This is a genomic window from Lysinibacillus sp. RU7 (assembly GCF_057837305.1).
The window spans coordinates 34,361-55,750 of the sequence record NZ_JBYQFK010000022.1 but is presented as its reverse complement, the minus strand read 5'-3'; the positions used below and the strand labels follow the sequence as shown (position 1 = coordinate 55,750).

The window sequence follows — 21,390 nt, the reverse complement described above, 5'->3', positions numbered from 1 at the left end:
TAATAAATTATTACAGCATTTTTAACTAATCGGAAGTGAGAGAGTAAAAGTTGTCCCTTCATTCTGCCTACTTTTGAATGAGATAGACCCATTATGTGCTTCCATAATCTGTTTACAAATGGATAATCCGAGACCTGCCCCATCATTTTCAGTAAGAGGTCTCTCTACTTGTTGGCTACCTCTGAAGTAACGCTCGAATATAAAGGGCATATCCTGTGGCAACATGCCTTGTCCCGTATCAATCACTTCGATCTTCAGCATTTGTTCATCCACTTTAATAGAGACCGTAATGGCATCTTCAAATGAGGTGTGTTTTAATGCATTTGAAATGAGATTTGAAATGACTTGCTCCAACCGATACTCATCGACTTTTAAAAGGACATTAGGTATATGTGTAGGTGCTATAAACTGAACCCCTTTCGTTTGTACATAGTGATTTAGGGGTTCAATAATTTTAGTAAGTATTTTGCTGCTATACTGCTCTTTCAAATTGACAGGAATATGGCCTAACTCATTTAATGAATGAGCAAATAAATCATTTAGCAATCTCGACATTTTTTCTGTATTGGCTTGCATCGTTTGAACATATGTCTTAAAAGTTTCTGAATCATTATAAATACCATCAGCCACAGCATCTAAATAAGCTCTAATCGTTGTAAGAGGCGTTTTAATATCATGAGAGATATTAGAAACCAACTTTTTATAATTTTGTTCTTGTTCATTACGTTGTTGATCAAGCGTTAAAATTTCTATTCGCATTTGTTCAAAAACTGCATACAGATTGCCAATCTCATCTAACGTATGAAAGTCACTTTTTTTATCATAATTTCCTTTAACAATTTCTTCCGCACTATGTTTCAAGTGATTTAACGGCACTAATACCGATTTTTTTACTTTATAAAAAATAAGGACAAATAAGGACAATAATATGATTGAAAGGGAGCCAATCATACATAGTATCACTAAATTAAAAGGACTCTGCTCTTCTTTAGCGAAGAGTACATCCCAATCGAATGTAAAGATCGCATTCCCCACTTGATGATTAGTTTCAGGATGAACAACGGGAAAAGAAATTTTAAATAGATTCGGTTCCCTTTTGGCAGTATACAAATCATAATGAAGATCTAGCTTATTATTTATATAATCAGGTATTTCCTCACCGGACGAGTTATAAAGGACTTTTCCATCAAGTTGTACAACTAAAACATCTACTTTTTTATCGATGCTCATTGCCTGAAGTACGTGCTGTATATCAACACTTTGTTCTAGCTCATTAAAATGTTGTTCTATGTAAACTAATAAGTCGTTTATCGTTAGGCGAATTTGATTAATGACAACAGCGGTTTCAGGTTCTTCTCTATTGGCATCATTGACAATCATGTAAAAGAAACAGACAATAATTATCAAGAATGTAGAAATGGTTACTAAAATCCACTTTTTTGTCCATTCTTTTAAATACATGTATATTTATCGCTCCTCATTTAGTTGTGTTTAGTACAGAACTTATATCCTACACCCCATACCGTCTGTAAATATACTGGGTTGGATGGATTTGTTTCAATTTTTTCACGTAACCTTCTCATATAAACTGTAATGGTATTTTCATCGCCATATACTTCGAACCCCCAAATAGCATCTAATAACTGACGTTTCGAAAATACTTGATTAGGGTGTTTAATTAAAAAATATAATAAATCAAATTCTTTACCGGATAACTGAATCATTTCTTCATCTCGTGTAAACGTGTATTCAAGTTTATTGATTTTCATCTTGTCCACTTGAATAATGTCATGTTGGTCTTCTTGCTGCTGTAACAAGCGATCTTGTTTACGTAGATGTGCATTAATTCGTGCAACAAGTTCACTTAAAGAGAACGGTTTGGTCATGTAATCATCTGCACCAAAGCCTAGCCCTAAAACTTTATCAGTATCGCTACTTCTAGCACTTAAAATAAGAATGGGCACATTACTATTTTCACGTAATTGACGACATAATTCGATACCGTCACAGTCTGGTAGCGTTAAATCTAAAATAATGAAATCTGGATTTTCTTCTCTAAATAACTGAGTAGCCTCTTTCCCCGTACCTGCAACAATTGGTGTCAACTGATACACAATCAAATAGTCTTTTACTATGTTTGCAATATCTTTTTCGTCTTCAATAATTAAAATCTTTTTACTCAAATAAACCCACCCTTTCCTTTAACATCCAAATAACATTATAAGATAACCTACACTTTTATGCTTTTATTTCCTTAATTGTTATATTAAAACCAATAATTTAAGGTGTAATTTTTCAAGTGTGTTGATGTGCCTTTTATTGTTAATGGAATCTTATGAAACGTTGATTTCCGCTCCATTCGGCTCGCTTTCCACGGGCATGGCCTCAGCCTCCTCGTCGCTCGTCCCTCGGTGCTCCTGTCGCTGCGCTTTCGTCGCAAATAAATTTCCTGCGGGGTCTTCAGGCCAACACGACGTTGGTCACGAAGGCGTTGTCACAGGACGTGACGGTTTTAGCCTTCGTTCCTTTATTGCTATTCCCGTAGGAGTCTCGCCGATTCCGCTTCAATCAACTGGCAAGTCATTTTTGATTACGTTTTTTGCTAAAGAGACATGCTTGTATACAGAAAATATTTTGATAATCAACACACCTGAGTCTATGTTTAACTTATATATTTTTTCAAAACAAAAAGAAGCGTATTCGAGTATAATTCGAATACACTTCTTTCATAGGAACTTTGCTGGTGCAAAATATTATTCAAAAAGCAATACAAAGCAGATCTCAATCTATTTCGTATAGGCTGAGGTTTCAATCATTTATGTGATTCTCCTTACAATTGCATCCCCGTCCAATGCCAATACGTGAAATAGAACAACATCATGACAAATATATAAAGTGGCATTAATAGCGTGCTAATTTTGATGAGTTTTTTTGCGTCATACGAAATTTCTCCTTCTTCATAAAAAAGCAACAACGCTTTCGAGCTGACAGGGACGGTCACACAATAGTTCATGCCTATTAAGCTTAAAAAGACAACTGTTGTAGGGTCAATCCCTATTGTTTCGCTAAATAATAGTAAACTAGGGATAAAAACAATGGCGCGTGTTGTATGTGATGTAATATATAAATGGCTTGTGACCGTTACAAGCAAGATGATAAAAACAATAAGCCACTCCGGTGCATGGACAAACAACTGCAATACACTCAGCATCTCTTTTTCAATCCACGCAACGACACCTGTATCTACTAACACTCTTCCTAGAGCAGTCGCTGCTGCAATAAATACAATTAAATTCCACGATACGGACTTCATGCCCGTTTTCCAGTTGAGAATTCCGTAGTGTGGGAGCATGACGATAATTGCACCCAACATCGTGATAAATGCTATATCATAGCCATGTATACTTTCTGTCATCCAACCTACGATCAACATGATGAGTAACACCAATGTCTTTTTTTCTTCGCTATTCATTTTTTTATTCTGCATAGCTTGCTCTTCCGTTTGTATGTTTTCTATTTGTCTCATGCCATCTTTCGGCCATAACATCCATTTTATGACGGCATAAGAAATAAGCGTAATGACAATAGCGAATGGGGCTCCCCAGACGAACCATTGGATATAAGAGATCGAATCACCGACCGTACTTTCTAATAAACTGACGCCAATTAGATGCGAACCTGCGCCGATTAATGTCGCAGAGGTACTCATTAAAATAATCACAGGTGCTAAAATAGCAAGCACACTTTTTTCATTTGCTGAAAATTTCTGACCGAGCTGATTGATAATCGGCATAGCTATAGCTGCTCTTCCAGAAGTAGATGGGACAAAAAAAGCCGATGTAAATAATACCGTGCTCATGCTCAATAGTACATTATTTTTACGATTAGACTTCCGTAAGATTGAGAGAGTTAAACGCCTAGCCAATCCAGACTGCTTGACGGCCTCACCAATGATAAAAGAACCTACCATTAGCCAAACAACTTCCTCAGATAATGAATGGTATAACAGCTCTGGTCCTTCTGCCTTCATAATGATAATAAACACGATGAGTGACAGCGCCACATATCCGGCTGGAATTTTCGTTGTTACCCATAAAATCATTGCAGATAAGAACGCAAATAACGATATTTTTGCTGAGTAGTCCAAGTCATTGATTGATATGATTACGATTAATAATAGGATATGTACACCGATGATTGCTTTTGATTTTCTAGAAAATTGATTCATCCATTTAGGTTGTACTTTTAATTTCTCCATCCTCGTGCTCATTGTTTTACACACTTTCCTTATAATACATTTTTGCTGCAATATCTAAGCCAATTGAAACTTGCCTAAAAGCGGACTCGGTACTTTCTTCTATCCAAATCGGTGCTTTTTTCATCGCATTTTCTAAGGAAGTTGGTTTTTGAATAATACTGCTAAAGGCATCAATTCCCGCGTCGTAGTTAACGGCCGCGCCTTTTCCAATTGTACCCGTAATCGCAATAACTGGAACATGATTCTGTTTAGCAATACGTGCTACCTCTGATGGAATTTTACCATTCGGTGTTTGAAAATCTAAACTACCTTCTGCTGTGAATACAATGTCTGCTGTTGAAATTTTTTCTTCTATACTAATATAATTCATGATGATATCGAATCTTGGATATAATTTTGCCCCTGCAAATGCGACTAGTCCTGCGCCAAGCCCACCTGATGCCCCACTACCGGGCAATAAACAAACATCCAGCCCGACCGCTTCTTGAATTAACGTCGCATAATGTTCTAATCCCGTTGCCAATTGTTCCACCTGCTCTGGAGTTGCTCCTTTTTGTGGGCCAAACACATGTGCAACGCCTTTCTCCCCACATAAAACATTCGTCCAATTGCAGGCTACTTCTATCGTAACCTCTTTTAGTCGTGGATCTATATTTCCTGTATTTATCGTGGCAACCTCCATCAGATCTTCTCCACCGTTGACTACAACGAGTTGACGGTGCATATCGAAAAACTGAACACCTAATGCCTGTGCCATTCCTGCTCCGCCATCGGATGTTCCAGAGTCTCCACAGCCAATTAATATATTGTCCACCTCAGCATCAAGTGCCGCAATGATCAACTCCCCTACCCCGTAGGTAGTTGTTTTCAAAGGGTTTCGCTGATGTTGTGGCACGAGCTTCAAGCCTGCAACCGCTGCCATTTCAATCACTGCTGTTCGTTTGCCATTCTCTTCGAAAATCCCAAAAGAGCTTTTAATTTTTTGACTTACTGGCCCAGTAACCTCTTTGTCGATCAATGTTCCACCTTTTATATTCACAATGGTCTTCGCAAACCCTTCTCCTCCATCAATCATCGGAATAACATCCACTTCCATTAAGGGATCAACACGCCTCACGCCTCGTTCCATCGCCAAAGCCACCTCTTCAGCATCCATACATTCTTTAAATCCTGACGGTACAATTACAACTTTCATTTTTAGCACTCCTCTAACCTTTTAGTACTTTCACTATAAAAGAAGAGTATGAGCGGACTCTTAGAGCTACATTAGAAAAAGATTAGAAAAAATTGGCGTTATGAACATAAAAAAGCATCTTTTATGACGATGGTCATGAAAGATGCTTTTAGTACGTCCTAGGAGGGAATTTCACATTCTTCTGAAGCCTTGGTATTACTAAGTTTTTAATTAAGGCATATAGAAAATGTGTAGAATAAAAATACATGAATATTTATTCTACATTTATGCATTGAAGAAAGTGACCGATTATATAAAGTTAAAGCCACACCATGAAACCTCTAAAATACAAGTTTCACCATTATTATAGGTATTCATAATTAGAGTATTATTAATTATGACACTTATAACCGTAATGGGGGAGACGGCGGGTATTCTTACATACTTACTTAGAAAAGCCTAATTTCTAGGCATTAACTATTCATTTAAGTACTCTAATAATCTTTTTAAAGATTGTATCTTATTAAGCCCTGTATCACTTTCAGCTTTAAGTGATATAACTTGTAAATTATATAAATCTTTCAGTTCCTGAACATCTCTATCGTATGCATCAAACAAAATGATATAATGTTCCCCACCTAAATAATCTTTGATTCTTGAAAATAAATCTTTAAAATATTGATCCTCAAAAGAAAATCCAATAAATAAAAATTTATAGGATATTAAATTTGCCATTAAAAACCTTATCTTATCTTCAGAATATAGTGAATCGTAATTTGTTCTTGATATAATCATTGTTTTCATTCTGTGATATAGCCCATGTAGATGTAAAACCTGACCTTCCCTTGCATCTAAGAAACTTTGCACATCATCAATATCATCAATCACTAAAGGATAAGTATTATTATCATTCATTTTCGATAAGGCATCATCATAATTAGTAGTAATGAAAAAATCCGGCTTAATTTTTATTATATCTTTTATATTATGCTTTTTTTCGTCTACATAGATATTGAGATTGTTTTTTATATAATCTTGTATTTTTTTTCTTACAATGGAATCATTGTATGTAGTAGATTTCGTTAATAGAATCTCTATTGCATTAAAAATATCTCCTGAATCTAATTTTTTAATGAATTCCTCTTTATCCCTTCCCTCCAAACCGTCTTCACAAATTTTGATTATTCCTTGCCAGTTAGGTAATCCCAAAGGAATTGATACCCCTGCACCTAAAAACGGGATTATTTTTTTATTTATTATACTTTCTTTTAGTTTACTTACATTTGCAAAATACCGTTCATCTATTATGTTTAATACACTATTCTTTTTATACTTTTCAATTTCTATTAAAATGTTTTTAGTTTTGTTGATGTATATTTGATTTATTTTATGCTGGTTCGTATTAATAATACCATCACAAAGTTCACAAGTTTGTGTTTCTGAATCAGCTAAATAAACTACATCTGAATTCAAAAAGCAATAATAAGTTAAATTTTTTTCAATATAATCTTCTGCAATCAATATAGACAATATGCTTTCTGCAACTTTTTGATCTAATTTACTAAATAATTTTAAGCTAAATTTATTATTATTACCTATAAGGTCAAGATATTTTATTAACTCTTTATCTTCTATTTTTAATTTAGTAACCAATTTTTCTAATAACATAATTGATTATCTCCTCATTTAAAGGTCGTTTAGGAAGGAATATTATATGAATATACCCTAATCTAACATATATCGTAGTCTGTATGACATCCAAATCAGTTTCATCTTCTTTATCAATATCTGTAAACCAAGCAATACTCCATTTTTCTAATGAATTTGCATCCACAAAGTTACTATATAAACTATGATATATATCTGAACTAGCAATTGGATCGTTTACACCTGAAGATTGTGTAGCGCCTCTGTCAAGTTTAGAACTTGTATATTGTATCTTAGTAGGATATCCTTCTAAACCTAGCTGTTTCGCTTTCTTTTGTAATTCATTACCTTGATATTTTTGTTTAACATAAACCCCATTTAATAAGGATAATGTAGTATTTATTAATGATTCCTTCTCATCATTACTTACTCTAGCTCTATCGGAATTCAAACTGACTAAATATTCAGTTATATTATTTTCCACTTTGGACTTCATTTTTTCTGAAATAAAACTTCTATCTTCTAATAATAATTTTTCGTCTAATTCCTTACATAAAACAGACATTCCCATTCTTTTGTTCTCAACATCATGAATTTTAAAATCTACTAATAATGATAATTTCGAGATTACCCACTCTCTATAAGAAGATAACGTAATCGATAGCTTTTCAATTAAGTCTATATCTGTTCCTTTAGAAAGATCTGTGTTATTCTTTATCGCAATAGTACATTTATTATTTTTAAAGTCTATAGTTACACCACACACACTATGAGCTATTTTCCCTTCAGTCTTAGTTGGAGCTACTTGAGAAAAAATAATTCTAACTATATCAATTTGCTTTTCCGGATCTTCCTTGTAATCTAAAGCCATTACGATCTTATCACCAATTTTACTGTGCGAACCCATTATTGAAAGCAAATTAAACCCTTCACTTTTTAGAAATGGTTTGAGTGCAGAAGGCATACTTGTATTGTCATTAATATCTTTAATGGTAGCAATTATTCCTTCTATAAATTTATCCTTATCAACTGTAATGTCATATACAAATATATTTTTTAAATGATTATAAAATACACATTCAAAAAAAGCTTTATTATATATTTCCGTAGGCACTACTTTATATAAATCTACTAAAGATAAATTTGAACCATTAGCATCATATCCACATTCATCGAGAATGTTTATAAAACATCCTACATCAACATATTCTCCCAAAATCCTTTCACCCATAAACTGTCTAACACTTTCTGTCTCTGGTATATTATATGTCATAAAATTCTCCTTTATTTAGCGAAGTCTCTTACTATCTTTGAAAATAAATTTTCACATTATAAGTCTTTTTCAATAAGTAGTCTTCTAAAATTATTAAATACTTTCTTCTCGAAATCTAATATCTCCAACTCAAACTCTTTATATGAAGCTGCTATTTCAACAGGCGTTAACGACTTTTTATTTATCCTTGCAAATGGACCATCCGTTTCAAATAAAATTTTTTCTTTTGGTACTTTAGAGATTATGTTTTTCCCACTTTTACTCAACAACATTTTAGGATTCATAGAAAAGTAATAGCCAAATTCAATCGCCTTAATCAGAGTAGATATTTTCCCAGTATACCAATGAAAAATTGCATGTTTAACTCCATTAGCTTGTAAGATTTCTAAAACTTCATCCTCGGCTCCCCTGCTATGAATTGAATATATTCTTCCTCTATTAAATTCTTCCGATGTTATAAATTTAAAAGCTTCTATTTGTAGTTGCTTTTCTTTAAGAGACACTTTCCATGAAAAATCTAAACCCACTTCTCCTATATAATTCGTTGTTTTAATACACTCTCTAAATAGATCCTTATTCAAATCGTACTCTAATACAATTTGTGGATGGTATCCTAAACAAAGCCTAATATACTTATACTTTGAAAATTGCTCATAATGTTTCTTATACAATTCCGGTAAATTCGTTACAAACAATGTATATATTTTACGAGACTCATATTGCTGAGCTATTTCAAGAGGATTCGGATAAAAGTCAATATGAACGTGAGTGTCTATAAGCGCCATATTTCTCTTTATACCTTTCATATTCATAAGTAAATCGATTAAGCATTTCCCAAGTCTGCTTTAAATAATCGGCTTGTTCAAAGTACCTATTCCTTAGCTTTAACTCTGGCCAAATTTTATTCGCCTTTATTAAATTTGAATACGTTTCAAAGTAATTTAAATTCGATACATATTCTTGCTCATAAATCGGATGATGGAAATTTTCAAGTTCATAGCCAATGTAGTACTCACAATCATAATGTTCATTGTCATAAGCTGCCATTGAGATTTTTCTTAGCAAACATGGAATGCACACACCACATTGCCCTGTATGATTTCTGAGACTTGAAGATCTACTTGCCCCACAAGTAAAAGTCTCTTTAATAACGCTTTTAAAGTCATCATCCATGTCGGCAATTGCCTCTGCTTTGGTTCTGAATAAAAACGGATGTTCGATTCGTATATCTAAATCAAAAGCCTCTAAAATTCTATTAAATTCGTAGATTGTTTTAGGGTGCGTAGTTTTAGTTGTAAACCTTCCGAATAATTTTGGATTTAATGATAGAACACCATTTTCATATAAATATACATTTTTCGATTTATTATAAAATGCATTTGCAACGGCTAAAGAAAAATATAATAACGATCTAGTTGCCTGAGTATAATGATTTTTCTTTTCTATAGGTTTTTCGATTAATTTAATTATTGGGACCGGAGAAATTTTACCCATATAAAAATTCTTCAAAAGTCGTTGTTTTGTTGCCTCTTCATTTTTATTAATAAAGCCTAAATAATCACTTTCAATATCGTGTTTAAAATTAAAATAAGCACCTGTCAGGGAGTCTAATCCTCCCGAAAATAAAGTTACAGCTCTATTATTTACACTATCTAAGGCCAATGTAAGCTGTGGAGGTAATACTAAATCATCTTTTTTCATTTCTTTGAATAAAACTGTAAATCGTTCTTCAGATACCCAATATAACAATTGTTCAATTTGAACCTTTAAAGCATCCCATAAGCTCTTATTAAATACAGGAATATCAATAACAAGTTCTGTTGCTCTTTTAGTTATAGTTACGTCTAGACAATATACACTTCCCATCACTGTCACTAAATCTAAAATAATTAATGACGGCTGATTTTCATAATCGATTGAAAAATCCTTTAGAAGATCACAATGTAGGTTTTCTAAAGTCAAGTTTTCCATTAGAATTCACCGAAAGTAGCAGACTCTGTAGATTTAACTACTGCATCTATCATTTCTTCATATGAAACTTCTTTAGAAATATATCCTTTAATTTTTGAATTGACTTCCTGATGTACGATTTTTTTCGATAGGTTCTCTATCATGTTATCAATTTGTTCAAATTCAACTTCACCATAGATATCTTTAAGCGTATCGTGAAGTTCTGTACTTAAAATATTTTTCACTACATTCAGTAAAAGTTTAGTAACTAAATATTCAGCATCTAGCTCGTCATTCATAACACAATCAGTTAAAGTCATTTTCAAACTTTTCTCAAGTAAATGTTTATCAAGTAAAACTGACTCTTCACTATCAATTTCATCGATAATAGTATTTATAAATTCTTCAGTAGATACACTATCTCTCTTTAATTCTTCGTAACTATTACCCTCAAATCCTTCAAATTTTATTTTTTGGAAGTATCCACCTACAATTCCTATACATCTTTCTAACACACTGTTATCACCTAATTCTTTTGCAATACGTTTCTCAGTAATAATTTTTTTACTAACTTCTGGTGACTTTGAATTAATGGTATCAAAAGGTACATCTTTTAAGATTTTTTTAATGCTATCGTTTATAGATCTTTTTGAAGTCCCCATAAAAACACCTCCAAATACTTTTTATGTAAATTTTACCCTAATAAAACATATTTGCAATCTCATTATTCACTTTTATCTAATAACACACTAGAGTTTTTTATTATCATAGCTAGAACTAAAAGTTACTACATTGTTTTAAATTAATGTTTAATACATGACAAAATACCGCTTTCTGCAACCCATTCTTGTGTAGAAACTTTTCATTTTCTATCCTTTTCTAACGTAATCTCCAAAACAGAAAAAACGCCCCAAATCCTTATAACATAAGGATTTGAAGCGCTTTTCAATTGGTTCAAACCTGTTCTATCTGAACCTTGATACGTCCCCAACAGGATTCGAACCTGTGACCGACGGCTTAGCTTACCACTATAGTTTTCACTACCAATGCAATCATTGTTTGATGGTCTGGACTGTAACTTCACCATTTCAGGTGCGACACGTTCAGTCTCTACGGAACCTCTCACCTTTTAAAAGGCAACGACTAATCTACCTGCTAACCGCTCTTCGACTAATCTCGTTTCCTCGGTATTGCCATCAGCATCATCTGTTAAGGGTTTACCGATACGGTGTCGTCCACTTTATATGTTACTTTTCCATATAAAGGCTCCTATTACTTAAAGGCCGTTGCTCTATCCAGCTGAGCTATGGAGACATGTCTAAATCCCTACTCAATCCAGTAGGAAGGACAATATTTATTATATGCGCTTCACATCAAAAAGTCAACATGAATTTTACTATGTAGGGAAGGTTTGCCTCGTTTCACTGCAACATAATTCAATCATACCTATAATACACATAGCGATTACCTTATCATTTCACACTCCCCTCACCTATTGAATATTCTAGGGGAAGACCTATAATTCTGCTTATTTTCACAACATAAAATTTAAGGAGGAAAGGTTATATACCCTTATGAAAATACGGCTTACCCGAATTCATTGCGTGCAGCCTATCAAGGTCCATCCACTTATTATACTGCGCCTATTCGATACTTTTTAAATCAGCCACCTTCATGGAATGATTACCGGTGCATTAGCAAAAAAGAAGCTGATTTTATGGCGATGAATCGATTACTTTGGATGGAGCATGTGAATTGGACGAGGATGACTATTATTAGTATTGTCTTTGGTCTACCCGATTTACCTTTTGTACAGGAACGTCTTTTGCGTAACGCAACTGATCTGGGTAATTGTCTACGTCCATTCTACGGAGACAAAATCGCTGATCGCTACTCAGAACTGATTAAAGAGCATCTAGTCATTGCTGCAGAACTTGTCACTGCCGCAAATAAAGGAGATGCCGCTACAGCTGAAACAAAAGAAAAAGAATGGTATCGGAACGCAGATGACATTGTGGCATTTTTAACTAGTATTAATCCTTATTTACGTAAAGACTCATTACAAGAAATGTTTTATGAACACCTTAAGTTAACAAAGCAAGAGGCCGTTAGTATGATACAGAAAGACTATAAAGAGGATGTCGCTGTATTTGATCAGATTGAGGCAGAAGCATTAGCCATGTCTGACATGATTGCATCAGCAATTGTTTTACAATTTTATTGCTTTTTTCACCTTTAAACACGAATTCATAAGAAAACAGGTTAGAAATTTCCGAAAAGCTTCTAACCTATTTTTTGTTTCATTTCATTCGTCCTTTGCTACTAGTTTAAAGTATAAATTCCGTAACTCTGCAGTCCTGAAAAGTCCTAGATGGGTTCTAAATTGTGGATGCTTTTTCACACCATTTGTGCGCAATTCCTTTACATACCAGCCTTTAGAGTATTTGTGCATTCCCCAGTCCCCTTTTACTTTTGATGGCCTCATCAAAACCAAAGCCGTTTTCCGTATTTATCATATGCTGGTGAATGATTTACATTACGCTTTACTCCAACTTTTTTCAGCACAAAAAACTCCCTACGCTTTGTAGGGAGCATACATTATCGTGTAAATTGAATGGTTTCTAATAATTCATTATCATCAGTAAAGCATTGCACCGTGTAACTGTCATCAACGATTGTTACGATGACATAACTTTTTTCTGCGCGCCCCCGTGGCTTTAGTAAGCTACCAGGGTTAATAAATAAAATATCGTCAACCATTTCTGCACCTAATAAATGCGAATGACCGAAGCAGCAAATATTTGCTCCTACTTCTTTCGCACGATACATTAAAGAAAGGATGGATGATTTCACGTTAAAGAGATGGCCATGTGTAACAAACACAGTTGTTTCCCCTAATTCAAACACCTTTTCATTTGGATATCTGTCGTCTGTTCGGTCACAATTACCGCGCACACGCTCGACATCTTCTAAATAAGCATGGTCATAAGGTAGCTCACTATCGCCGCAATGTACAACCGCGTCTACTTGTGGTTGATAGCCTCGAACCTTCTTAATCACTTCTGCATCCCCATGTGTATCACTCATCACTAATAACTTCATCCCTACACCTCCCTTCTGACTTACTTTACTAAAGTTGGTAAAAGGTCTGCTAGTTTGCGGATGGCATTCCCACGGTGGGAAATAGCCCCTTTCTCTTCTGGTGTTAGTTCGGCCATTGAACGATTTAGTTCAGGCACAAAGAAAATAGGATCATAGCCAAAACCATTTGTTCCACGCTTCTCTTCTAAAATGATTCCTTCACAAGTACCAAAAACAGTCGTTGTTTCTAATGCCGGACCAGCAATCGCTAAAGCACACATAAAGCGCGCTGTACGCTTTTCTTCAGGCACGCCAGCTAAGTTTTCAAGCACTTTTACGATATTCGCCTCATCATCGTGATCACCAGCATAGCGCGCAGAATAAACGCCTGGCGCGCCATTTAATGCGTCTACTGCAAGCCCTGAATCATCTGCTATCACAATAGTATGTAACGCCTTTGCAAGTGTCTCAGCTTTTAACACGGCATTTTCCTCAAATGTTGTACCTGTTTCTTCAATTTCCATATCCGGTGCAACATCAAACATTGTGACAACATCATAGCCTAGGGGACTAAATAACGCTTCAAAATCTTTTGCTTTCCCTTTATTTTTTGTCGCTATGACTACTTGCTTCATTGTGCGCTTTCCCCCTTTGCTCCTACAAGGGCAGAGGCTTCACCTAATGCTTCTTTTTGCATTTCGATTAATTGAGCAATTCCTTGTTCACCTAATGCGAGCAATTCGTTCAGTTCAGCACGTGAGAATGTAGCTTCTTCCCCTGTCCCTTGTAATTCAACAAAGCGTCCAGCACCTGTCATAACGATATTCATATCAACTGCTGCATCCACATCTTCTACATAGTTTAAATCTAGTACAGCACCGATATCATCAATCATGCCTACACTTGTCGCAGCAAGGTAATCGACAACTGGGAATGTTGTAAACGGCTTTTCTTCACCCAATTTCGCAATCGCTTGTGTCATCGCTACAAATGCACCGGTAATCGATGCTGTACGTGTGCCGCCGTCTGCTTGAATGACATCGCAATCAATCCATACTGTTTTTTCACCTAATGCCTCTAAATCCACAACAGCGCGTAATGCTCGACCGATTAAACGTTGAATTTCCATTGTGCGTCCGTTCACTTTGCCACGAGATGATTCGCGTTGTGTACGTTGTGCAGTCGCTCTCGGGAGCATTGAATATTCAGCCGTAATCCAGCCTTTGCCTTGACCACGCAAGAATCCTGGTACTTTTTCTTCAATTGTCGCTGTACAGATGACTTTCGTATTTCCGACTGTAATCAATACGGAACCCTCTGGATGCATTAAATAATTTTTTTCAATTTGAACTGGACGTAACTCATTCACAGCTCGGTTATCATGTCTTGTCATAGTAGACCTCCTTGTATATTAGCGCACTTATCTTAACATAATTTCGAAATGTTCGAAAGGCACTCATCCTAAAACGAGTAAGGGCAACTAAAAAACCCGGTCGATAAAAGAATCGACCGAGTCTCATTTAAAATTTTATACGTTGGATATCTAGGTTTTCTTTTTCTAACCAGCGTTCCACGATAGAGCGGAAAATCGGTACCGAACCTGACACAAAAAATTTATGTTCTGGCGGAGACGTATCTTGACGCAACTTATGATTAAAAGCTAGGATCGCCTCTGCATCGCGTGCTGTTTCCTCTGCTGAAGATAATACATGCACTTCCGGTCCAACCGCTGCCTCAATTTGCTTTTGCAAAATTGGGTAGTGTGTACAACCTAAAATAACCGTATCAAACCGCTCATCCTCTAATGGCTTTAACCCATTTTTGACTAAATCATAAGAGAACTGCCCTTCATATTCTCCACTTTCTACAAGCGGGACAAATGTAGGACAAGCAAGCGGGATTACTTTCGCTTTTGTGCTCAATGAATGGATGGCCTGCTCATAAGCTGCACTTTTGACAGTCCCTTCTGTTGCAAGAACCACGATTTCATTGCGCTTTGTTTTTTTGATAGCCGCTCGTGCACCAGCGTTAATAACACCGAGTACCGGAAACGGCATATTTTTTTGTAAGCTCTCTAGTGCCACAGCAGTTGCTGTGTTACACGCAATCACTAACATTTTGATATTCATTTTTTCTAGCGCCTTTGCCATTTGCCACGTAAATGTACGGACTTCCTGCTTTGAGCGAGGACCGTATGGACAACGCGCTGTATCGCCAATATAATAAATTGTTTCATTTGGCAAAAGCTCCATAATCGCTTTTGCTACTGTTAAGCCACCAACACCTGAATCAATAACACCAATCGGGGCATTCACATGTACCGCCTCAATCCTATTTCATTAGTAAATGTAATTTTTGTAATAATTGCAGTAACTCTTGCGCTTCCGCTACTTCGAAATTTTCTAGCAACTCACGCAAATAATTTTGACGTTTTTCAATTACTTCCTGAATGATGCGCTCACCTTCTGGTAGTAAATGAATGCGTACTACTCGGCGATCTTGCTCATCTCGAACACGCTGTACTAGCTCACTTTTCTCCATACGATCAACTAAATCTGTCGTCGTACTGAATGCTAAATACATTTTATTCGATAAATCCCCAATTGTCATATCCCCAAATTCATGTAACCACTGCAAAGCCACAAATTGCGGAGGTGTGATCGTATAATTACTTAAAATTTCACGACCTTTTTGCTTAATTAGGTGTGAAATATAACGTAATTCTTTTTCTAATGAAGCTACTGATTCAAAGCTATGTTTACTGCTGTCATTCATGTGACCCATTCACTCCTCAAAATACATTCATACGTCTATTTTGAATTGTTTTTGCTGAAATAGCAAGTGTGCATTCAGTTTAAAGACAATTCTTGTAGTCGCAGTAATTCAACAAGTGCTTGAGTCCGGCTTGAAACGCCTAGTTTTTGAATTGTATTAGAAATGTGATTCCGCACTGTTTTCTCGCTAATTTGTAGCTTCTCAGAAATCTCTTTCGTGGAATAATCCTCAATCAGCAATTGGAAAATTTCACGTTCTCGTTTTGTAAGTAAAAAACCTGACTGCTGGCTACTCATTTAGCAACAACCTCCCATCCTCTTCCCTGTACAGTATGTTAGAATTGACATGAGGTGAGGGCTTTTTCACTATTTCCCGAGCAATAATTGCTTTTCTTTTTCTGTAAATGGTACACCCTTGCCCGTTTGCACATTCATTTGAACAATTGTGCCTCGCCCAGTAAATACAATCTCGCCTTTTTCGTTCTTTCCTAAGTAATGAATGTCTACAGAACTCGATCCGATCTGTGCAATTTTTACATATACTTTAATTTTTTCATCGAAATACATTTGTCGTACGTAGTCACATTGAAGATCCGCAACGACTGGAATAGCTCCTTCTTTCCCCATTAAACCCATTGCCTTTAAATATTCAATACGCGCGAATTCTAAATATGTAAACACAACAGTGTTATTCACATGCCCAAACATATCCGTTTCAGAAAATCGCACTTGTACTTCAACCGAAAATTCAAATTCACTTTCCCATGTTTGTAAATCTTCAATATATTTTGCTTTCATGATAAACCCTCCCCTTTATCTGTTCCTTCATCCCATCCCAAAGAATGAATACCCATTCATTATAACATGAAATAAAATAGAAAAATGATATTATTTATTTGGCTTTTCACTCAAACGTGTACTTGACCGCACATTCCGTTACGGGCGGATGCTTTCCGCGGGCATGGCTTCAGTCTCCTCGTCGTTCGTACCTCTCTCCTGCGGGGCCTTCAGCTCATGCGATTCCCGCTGGAGTCACCGCCCTTCACTTCATGTGCTTTTAAATTCATTCTTTTTAATCAAGAACATACAGCACTCTCCTATCTTACAAGGCATAAATTGAAGTATCTATAGGAATTAGTACAACAACAAAAAACTGCTTAGAAGGTTGTCCTCTAAGCAGTTTTTGTGTATTAAACCATGTGGTCAGAACCGAAGAAGTTCTTGAACATTTGAACTGTTGCTGCACGGTTTAGTGCAGCGATAGATGTTGTTAAAGGAATCCCTTTAGGACAAGCCGCTACACAGTTTTGTGAGTTACCACAGTTCGCAAGACCACCGTCGCCCATAATTGCAGCTAGGCGCTCGTCTTTGTTCATTGCTCCTGTTGGATGCGTATTGAATAAACGTACTTGTGATAATGGTGCTGGGCCGATGAAATCAGCTTTTTCAGATACGTTCGGACATGCTTCCATACATACACCACAAGTCATACATTTAGATAATTCATAAGCCCATTGACGTTTGCGCTCTGGCATACGTGGACCTTCACCTAAATCATACGTACCATCGATTGGCACCCATGCTTTTACTTTCTTAAGTGCGTTGAACATACGGCTACGGTCAACCTGTAAGTCACGTACTATTGGGAAAGTTGCCATTGGTTCTAAACGAATTGGTTGAGTTAATTTATCTACTAATGCAGAACAAGATTGTTGTGGACGACCGTTAATAATCATTGAACATGCACCACAAACTTCTTCAAGACAGTTCATATCCCATGCTACAGGCGTTGTCTTTTTACCATCTGCAGTGACAGGGTTCTTTTGGATCTCCATTAAAATTGAGATTACGTTCATACCGTGACGGTAAGGTACGCGGAATTTCTCCCATCGAGTTGAACCGTTTTCAGTATCTTGACGAAGGATCTCAACATCTACCATTCTGCCAGTGTTAGCTGTCTCCATGTTTAAGTCTCCTCCCCTTACGCTGAGTAGTCACGTTTACGTGGTGGAATTAACGAAACGTCTACCTCTTGATATGAAATGATTGGCTCGCCCGTTGCTGGGTCGAATTTAGCCATAGTTGTTTTTAAGAAGTTCTCATCATCACGTTCTGGGAACTCTGGTTTGTAATGCGCACCACGAGATTCGTCACGTAGTAAAGCACCTTTTGTCATAACTTTAGCAAGGTATAACATATTCTTTAACTGACGTGTGAAGTGAGCACCTTGGTTAGACCATTTTTGAGTATCGTTGATATTGATATTTTCCCAACGTTGTTGTAACTCAGTAAGCTTTTCATAAGTTTTTTCTAGACGGTCATTATGACGTACTACTGTCATGTTGTCTGTCATCCACTCACCAAGCTCTTTGTGTAGAAGGTAAGCATTTTCTGTTCCGTCCATCTTAAGAATTGCTTCCCATTTCTCAGTTTCTTCTTTTACGCGTGCTTCAAAAATTGACTCTGGTAAGTCTTCTGCATGCTTTTTAAGGCCTTTGATATATTTAACAGCGTTAGGTCCTGCAACCATACCACCGTAAATCGCTGAAAGTAATGAGTTCGCACCAAGACGGTTTGCACCGTGTTGTGAGTAATCACATTCACCAGCTGCAAATAGACCTGGGATTTCTGTCATTTGATCGTAGTCAACCCATAAGCCACCCATTGAGTAGTGAACTGCTGGGAAGATTTTCATTGGTAATTTACGTGGGTCATCCCCTACGAATTTTTCGTAAATCTCGATAATACCGCCAAGTTTAATATCCAATTCATGCGGATCTTTGTGTGAAAGATCTAGGTATACCATGTTTTCGCCGTTGATACCAAGCTTTTGGTTTACACATACGTCGAAAATTTCACGTGTTGCAATATCACGTGGTACTAAGTTACCATAAGCTGGGTACTTTTCTTCTAAGAAGTACCATGGCTTACCATCTTTATACGTCCATACACGACCACCTTCACCACGAGCCGATTCTGACATTAGACGGTTTTTGTCGTCACCAGGAATCGCTGTTGGGTGAATTTGAATCATTTCACCGTTTGCATAAGAAGCACCTTGTTGGTACACGATCGATGCTGCAGAACCAGTGTTGATAACAGAGTTTGTTGTTTTACCGAAGATAATACCAGGACCACCAGTAGCCATGATTACTGCATCGCCACGGAATGCACGGATTTCTTCCGTTCTTAAATCTTGTGCTACGATACCACGGCATACGCCTTCATCATCAAGTACTGCACCAAGGAACTCCCAGTGCTCATACTTTGTTACTAAACCTGCTACTTCGTGAGCACGAGCTTGCTCATCTAGTGCATATAATAACTGTTGACCAGTTGTTGCACCTGAGAATGCTGTACGGTGCATTAATGTACCACCGAAACGTCGGAAGTCAAGTAGTCCTTCTGGCGTACGGTTGAACATAACACCCATACGGTCCATTAAGTGGATAATACCAGGAGCTGCATCACACATTCCCTTAACTGGTGGTTGGTTCGCTAAGAAGTCCCCACCATACACTGTATCGTCAAAGTGGATCCACGGAGAATCCCCTTCACCTTTTGTATTAACTGCGCCATTAATTCCGCCCTGCGCACATACAGAGTGTGAGCGTTTTACCGGAACTAATGAGAATAATTCAACTTCAGTGCCAATTTCAGCAGCTTTAATCGTTGCCATCAAGCCTGCAAGACCGCCACCGACAACAATTACTTTGCTCTTTGCCATGATTGATTCTCACTCCTCTAACATTGCTAAAAGTTTAATATATAGCTTTTCTCTAGTTCAGCTACTAAATTGCAAATGATACGATTGCTACTACACCCATGATTGATAAAAGAACGAAGAAAATCATTGAAATGTAAGTAACCACTTTTTGAGATGATGGAGATTGCGTAATACCCCAGCTTACTAAGAACGACCATAAACCGTTTGCTAAGTGGAATGTAGCAGACAAGATACCTACGATATAGAATACTAACATCGCAGGGTTGTCTGCGATTTCAGCCATCATATCCCAGTTAACTTCAGCTCCAAATGCCTTTTGAACACGTGTTTGGAAAATATGCCATGCAATGAAAATAACTAAGAAAATACCAGTGATACGTTGAATACGGAACGCCCAGTTACGGAATGTGCCAAAGCGTTTTGTGTTATTCGTTGCAGTAAATGCAATGTAGATTCCGTAGAATGCATGGAACAATAATGGGATATAAATAATCACCCATTCCATTAATAACAATAATGAGTGTGGAACTAATTCCATAGCTCCTGTAGCATTATTGTAAGCTTCTTCACCACCAACTGCAGTGAAGTTCAGTGATAAGTGGAACACCAAGAACAAACCTACTGGAATAACCCCAAGTAGCGAGTGTAACCGGCGCCATAAAAACTCACGATCTTTCGACAAGATTGTTACCCCCCTTAGTACTTAAAACACGCCTCAATTGTCAACACTTTGTAATTAGTAGCACATTGACTGCGTATTTCATCATGGTACAATATTATGACATGTCCATTGTACTCCCTCCCCATACAAGCGTCAAGGCACTCTGCATCATTTAGCACATACGAATAAAGTTAATTTTAGCTGGCTTAAGTACAATTTTTCTATTATTAATTTATTCACTTAATAATTAGTCTAAAAAATAAGAAAATTTAAGATAGGGGTTTTGGAAATGAATGATAGCAATATGAAAACGATTCCAACTTTCGGCTACGAATTAATTCGCGATAATATATTGCGTTCTGTTTTAGGAAAACACGAAGAAGAGGTTCTTTATTGGGCCGGTAAAGAGCTCGCTCGGAAATTCCCCCTCTTTTCAATGGCAGAAGCAGCAAGCTTTTTTGAACAAGCTGGTTGGGGGGCATTATCGCTTGAAAAAGAAGGGAAAGATTTCGCCATATTTCTTCTAATCGGGGATGCAGATATTTTAAAATTTGAAGAGCGTTGTTTTCGAATCGAGGCTGGTTTCTTAGCGGAGCAAACACAAAAACTAAACGGCTATTTAACAGAATGTTATGAGGAAAAAAATATCAAGCACGGGACTGTGACTTTTAATTTGAAATGGGACTTAAAAGAACCGATTAAATAACTTACATCAGTGAACATGCTACAGGCATCAAATTTAATTGGAAATAGATGTAATATTAATATAGAAGAAACTCCCTATTTTATCATTAAAACAGCTACAAAACGATGGAATTTTCCGTCAATTTTGTAGCTATCTTCTA

General features: G+C 36.5%; 22 protein-coding genes. 2 read left to right on the top strand and 20 right to left on the bottom strand.

Annotated elements, in window-relative coordinates; genetic code table 11:
• Positions 1–21 precede the first annotated feature (21 nt).
• The 9 genes from AC3II9_RS15635 to AC3II9_RS15595 form a co-directional block, all read right to left on the bottom strand.
• On the bottom strand, positions 22–1,461 hold the full coding sequence (locus AC3II9_RS15635) for a sensor histidine kinase (RefSeq protein WP_489156903.1): 1,440 nt from the start codon (positions 1,459–1,461) through the stop codon (positions 22–24).
• A 20-nt stretch (positions 1,462–1,481) separates the two neighbouring features.
• Positions 1,482–2,183, bottom strand: coding sequence for a response regulator transcription factor (locus tag AC3II9_RS15630; RefSeq protein ID WP_489156901.1), 702 nt, complete (start codon positions 2,181–2,183; stop codon positions 1,482–1,484).
• A gap of 647 nt (positions 2,184–2,830) precedes the next feature.
• Positions 2,831–4,258 carry an SLC13 family permease gene (locus AC3II9_RS15625; RefSeq protein WP_489156899.1) on the bottom strand — a complete coding sequence of 476 codons (1,428 nt, stop codon included), beginning with the start codon at positions 4,256–4,258 and terminating at the stop codon, positions 2,831–2,833.
• A gap of 16 nt (positions 4,259–4,274) precedes the next feature.
• Entirely contained in the window at positions 4,275–5,453 is a 1,179-nt protein-coding gene (locus AC3II9_RS15620; protein ID WP_489156897.1) for a glycerate kinase family protein, read from the bottom strand.
• 456 nt (positions 5,454–5,909) lie between these two features.
• On the bottom strand, positions 5,910–7,100 hold the full coding sequence (locus tag AC3II9_RS15615; protein ID WP_489156896.1) for an SIR2 family NAD-dependent protein deacylase: 1,191 nt from the start codon (positions 7,098–7,100) through the stop codon (positions 5,910–5,912).
• Positions 7,075–8,352 carry a hypothetical protein gene (locus AC3II9_RS15610; RefSeq protein WP_489156894.1) on the bottom strand — a complete coding sequence of 426 codons (1,278 nt, stop codon included), beginning with the start codon at positions 8,350–8,352 and terminating at the stop codon, positions 7,075–7,077. The genes AC3II9_RS15615 and AC3II9_RS15610 overlap by 26 nt, the downstream gene beginning before the upstream one ends.
• A 56-nt stretch (positions 8,353–8,408) precedes the next feature.
• A complete protein-coding gene (locus tag AC3II9_RS15605) occupies positions 8,409–9,137 on the bottom strand; it encodes a TatD family hydrolase (RefSeq protein ID WP_489156892.1) in 729 nt (242 codons plus the stop codon).
• Positions 9,106–10,323: a 7-cyano-7-deazaguanine synthase gene (locus AC3II9_RS15600; protein ID WP_489156890.1), complete on the bottom strand. Its 1,218-nt coding sequence runs from the start codon at positions 10,321–10,323 to the stop codon at positions 9,106–9,108. Before AC3II9_RS15600 ends, AC3II9_RS15605 begins: the two co-directional genes overlap by 32 nt.
• Positions 10,323–10,964 (bottom strand): hypothetical protein, encoded by a 642-nt coding sequence (locus tag AC3II9_RS15595; RefSeq protein WP_489156888.1) that lies wholly within the window; start codon positions 10,962–10,964, stop codon positions 10,323–10,325. The genes AC3II9_RS15600 and AC3II9_RS15595 overlap by 1 nt, the downstream gene beginning before the upstream one ends.
• A 938-nt stretch (positions 10,965–11,902) precedes the next feature.
• Here AC3II9_RS15595 and AC3II9_RS15590 point away from each other — a divergent pair.
• Complete coding sequence (locus AC3II9_RS15590; protein WP_489156886.1) at positions 11,903–12,541, top strand: hypothetical protein; 639 nt, start codon at positions 11,903–11,905, stop codon at positions 12,539–12,541.
• Positions 12,542–12,607: 66 nt separating this feature from the next.
• Here AC3II9_RS15590 and AC3II9_RS15585 read toward each other — a convergent pair whose 3' ends face one another.
• The 11 genes from AC3II9_RS15585 to AC3II9_RS15535 all read right to left on the bottom strand — a co-directional run bounded on the left by AC3II9_RS15585 (position 12,608) and on the right by AC3II9_RS15535 (position 20,566).
• Complete coding sequence (locus tag AC3II9_RS15585; protein ID WP_391369084.1) at positions 12,608–12,754, bottom strand: DUF2639 domain-containing protein; 147 nt, start codon at positions 12,752–12,754, stop codon at positions 12,608–12,610.
• 146 nt (positions 12,755–12,900) lie between these two features.
• Complete coding sequence (locus AC3II9_RS15580; protein ID WP_489156884.1) at positions 12,901–13,404, bottom strand: metallophosphoesterase; 504 nt, start codon at positions 13,402–13,404, stop codon at positions 12,901–12,903.
• 20 nt (positions 13,405–13,424) lie between these two features.
• Entirely contained in the window at positions 13,425–14,018 is a 594-nt protein-coding gene (locus tag AC3II9_RS15575; RefSeq protein WP_489156882.1) for an XTP/dITP diphosphatase, read from the bottom strand.
• On the bottom strand, positions 14,015–14,776 hold the full coding sequence (gene rph, locus AC3II9_RS15570) for a ribonuclease PH (RefSeq protein ID WP_431027420.1): 762 nt from the start codon (positions 14,774–14,776) through the stop codon (positions 14,015–14,017). Before rph ends, AC3II9_RS15575 begins: the two co-directional genes overlap by 4 nt.
• Before the next feature lie 127 nt (positions 14,777–14,903).
• The gene (gene racE, locus AC3II9_RS15565; RefSeq protein WP_391369074.1) at positions 14,904–15,698 is read right to left on the bottom strand and encodes a glutamate racemase; all 795 of its coding nucleotides are present in this window, start codon (positions 15,696–15,698) and stop codon (positions 14,904–14,906) included.
• Between the two features lie 16 nt (positions 15,699–15,714).
• Positions 15,715–16,158, bottom strand: coding sequence for a MarR family winged helix-turn-helix transcriptional regulator (locus tag AC3II9_RS15560; RefSeq protein WP_489156880.1), 444 nt, complete (start codon positions 16,156–16,158; stop codon positions 15,715–15,717).
• A 74-nt stretch (positions 16,159–16,232) separates the two neighbouring features.
• Positions 16,233–16,454: a helix-turn-helix domain-containing protein gene (locus AC3II9_RS15555; protein WP_036156400.1), complete on the bottom strand. Its 222-nt coding sequence runs from the start codon at positions 16,452–16,454 to the stop codon at positions 16,233–16,235.
• Positions 16,455–16,523: 69 nt separating this feature from the next.
• A complete protein-coding gene (locus AC3II9_RS15550; protein WP_489156878.1) occupies positions 16,524–16,955 on the bottom strand; it encodes an acyl-CoA thioesterase in 432 nt (143 codons plus the stop codon).
• Between the two features lie 392 nt (positions 16,956–17,347).
• Positions 17,348–18,121, bottom strand: coding sequence for a succinate dehydrogenase iron-sulfur subunit (gene sdhB / locus AC3II9_RS15545; protein WP_391369064.1), 774 nt, complete (start codon positions 18,119–18,121; stop codon positions 17,348–17,350).
• A 17-nt stretch (positions 18,122–18,138) separates the two neighbouring features.
• Positions 18,139–19,884 carry a succinate dehydrogenase flavoprotein subunit gene (sdhA, locus tag AC3II9_RS15540; RefSeq protein WP_489156876.1) on the bottom strand — a complete coding sequence of 582 codons (1,746 nt, stop codon included), beginning with the start codon at positions 19,882–19,884 and terminating at the stop codon, positions 18,139–18,141.
• A 64-nt stretch (positions 19,885–19,948) separates the two neighbouring features.
• Positions 19,949–20,566 carry a succinate dehydrogenase cytochrome b558 subunit gene (locus AC3II9_RS15535; RefSeq protein ID WP_391369058.1) on the bottom strand — a complete coding sequence of 206 codons (618 nt, stop codon included), beginning with the start codon at positions 20,564–20,566 and terminating at the stop codon, positions 19,949–19,951.
• Positions 20,567–20,834: 268 nt separating this feature from the next.
• Between AC3II9_RS15535 and AC3II9_RS15530 the strand changes: the two genes are divergently transcribed.
• The gene (locus AC3II9_RS15530; protein WP_489156874.1) at positions 20,835–21,251 is read left to right on the top strand and encodes a YslB family protein; all 417 of its coding nucleotides are present in this window, start codon (positions 20,835–20,837) and stop codon (positions 21,249–21,251) included.
• Positions 21,252–21,390: the final 139 nt, after the last annotated feature.

Excerpts from the sequence above, each read along its gene's own strand:
- AC3II9_RS15635 (WP_489156903.1), bottom strand. The coding sequence starts at position 1,461 with ATGTATTTAAAAGAATGGACAAAAAAGTGGATTTTAGTAACCATTTCT.
- AC3II9_RS15625 (WP_489156899.1), bottom strand. The coding sequence starts at position 4,258 with ATGGAGAAATTAAAAGTACAACCTAAATGGATGAATCAATTTTCTAGA.
- AC3II9_RS15620 (WP_489156897.1), bottom strand. The coding sequence starts at position 5,453 with ATGAAAGTTGTAATTGTACCGTCAGGATTTAAAGAATGTATGGATGCT.
- AC3II9_RS15615 (WP_489156896.1), bottom strand. The coding sequence starts at position 7,100 with ATGTTATTAGAAAAATTGGTTACTAAATTAAAAATAGAAGATAAAGAG.
- AC3II9_RS15610 (WP_489156894.1), bottom strand. The coding sequence starts at position 8,352 with ATGACATATAATATACCAGAGACAGAAAGTGTTAGACAGTTTATGGGT.
- AC3II9_RS15605 (WP_489156892.1), bottom strand. The coding sequence starts at position 9,137 with ATGGCGCTTATAGACACTCACGTTCATATTGACTTTTATCCGAATCCT.
- AC3II9_RS15600 (WP_489156890.1), bottom strand. The coding sequence starts at position 10,323 with ATGGAAAACTTGACTTTAGAAAACCTACATTGTGATCTTCTAAAGGAT.
- AC3II9_RS15595 (WP_489156888.1), bottom strand. The coding sequence starts at position 10,964 with ATGGGGACTTCAAAAAGATCTATAAACGATAGCATTAAAAAAATCTTA.
- AC3II9_RS15585 (WP_391369084.1), bottom strand. The coding sequence starts at position 12,754 with ATGCACAAATACTCTAAAGGCTGGTATGTAAAGGAATTGCGCACAAAT.
- AC3II9_RS15580 (WP_489156884.1), bottom strand. The coding sequence starts at position 13,404 with ATGAAGTTATTAGTGATGAGTGATACACATGGGGATGCAGAAGTGATT.
- AC3II9_RS15575 (WP_489156882.1), bottom strand. The coding sequence starts at position 14,018 with ATGAAGCAAGTAGTCATAGCGACAAAAAATAAAGGGAAAGCAAAAGAT.
- rph (WP_431027420.1), bottom strand. The coding sequence starts at position 14,776 with ATGACAAGACATGATAACCGAGCTGTGAATGAGTTACGTCCAGTTCAA.
- AC3II9_RS15560 (WP_489156880.1), bottom strand. The coding sequence starts at position 16,158 with ATGAATGACAGCAGTAAACATAGCTTTGAATCAGTAGCTTCATTAGAA.
- AC3II9_RS15555 (WP_036156400.1), bottom strand. The coding sequence starts at position 16,454 with ATGAGTAGCCAGCAGTCAGGTTTTTTACTTACAAAACGAGAACGTGAA.
- AC3II9_RS15550 (WP_489156878.1), bottom strand. The coding sequence starts at position 16,955 with ATGAAAGCAAAATATATTGAAGATTTACAAACATGGGAAAGTGAATTT.
- sdhB (WP_391369064.1), bottom strand. The coding sequence starts at position 18,121 with ATGGAGACAGCTAACACTGGCAGAATGGTAGATGTTGAGATCCTTCGT.
- sdhA (WP_489156876.1), bottom strand. The coding sequence starts at position 19,884 with ATGGCAAAGAGCAAAGTAATTGTTGTCGGTGGCGGTCTTGCAGGCTTG.
- AC3II9_RS15530 (WP_489156874.1), top strand. The coding sequence starts at position 20,835 with ATGAATGATAGCAATATGAAAACGATTCCAACTTTCGGCTACGAATTA.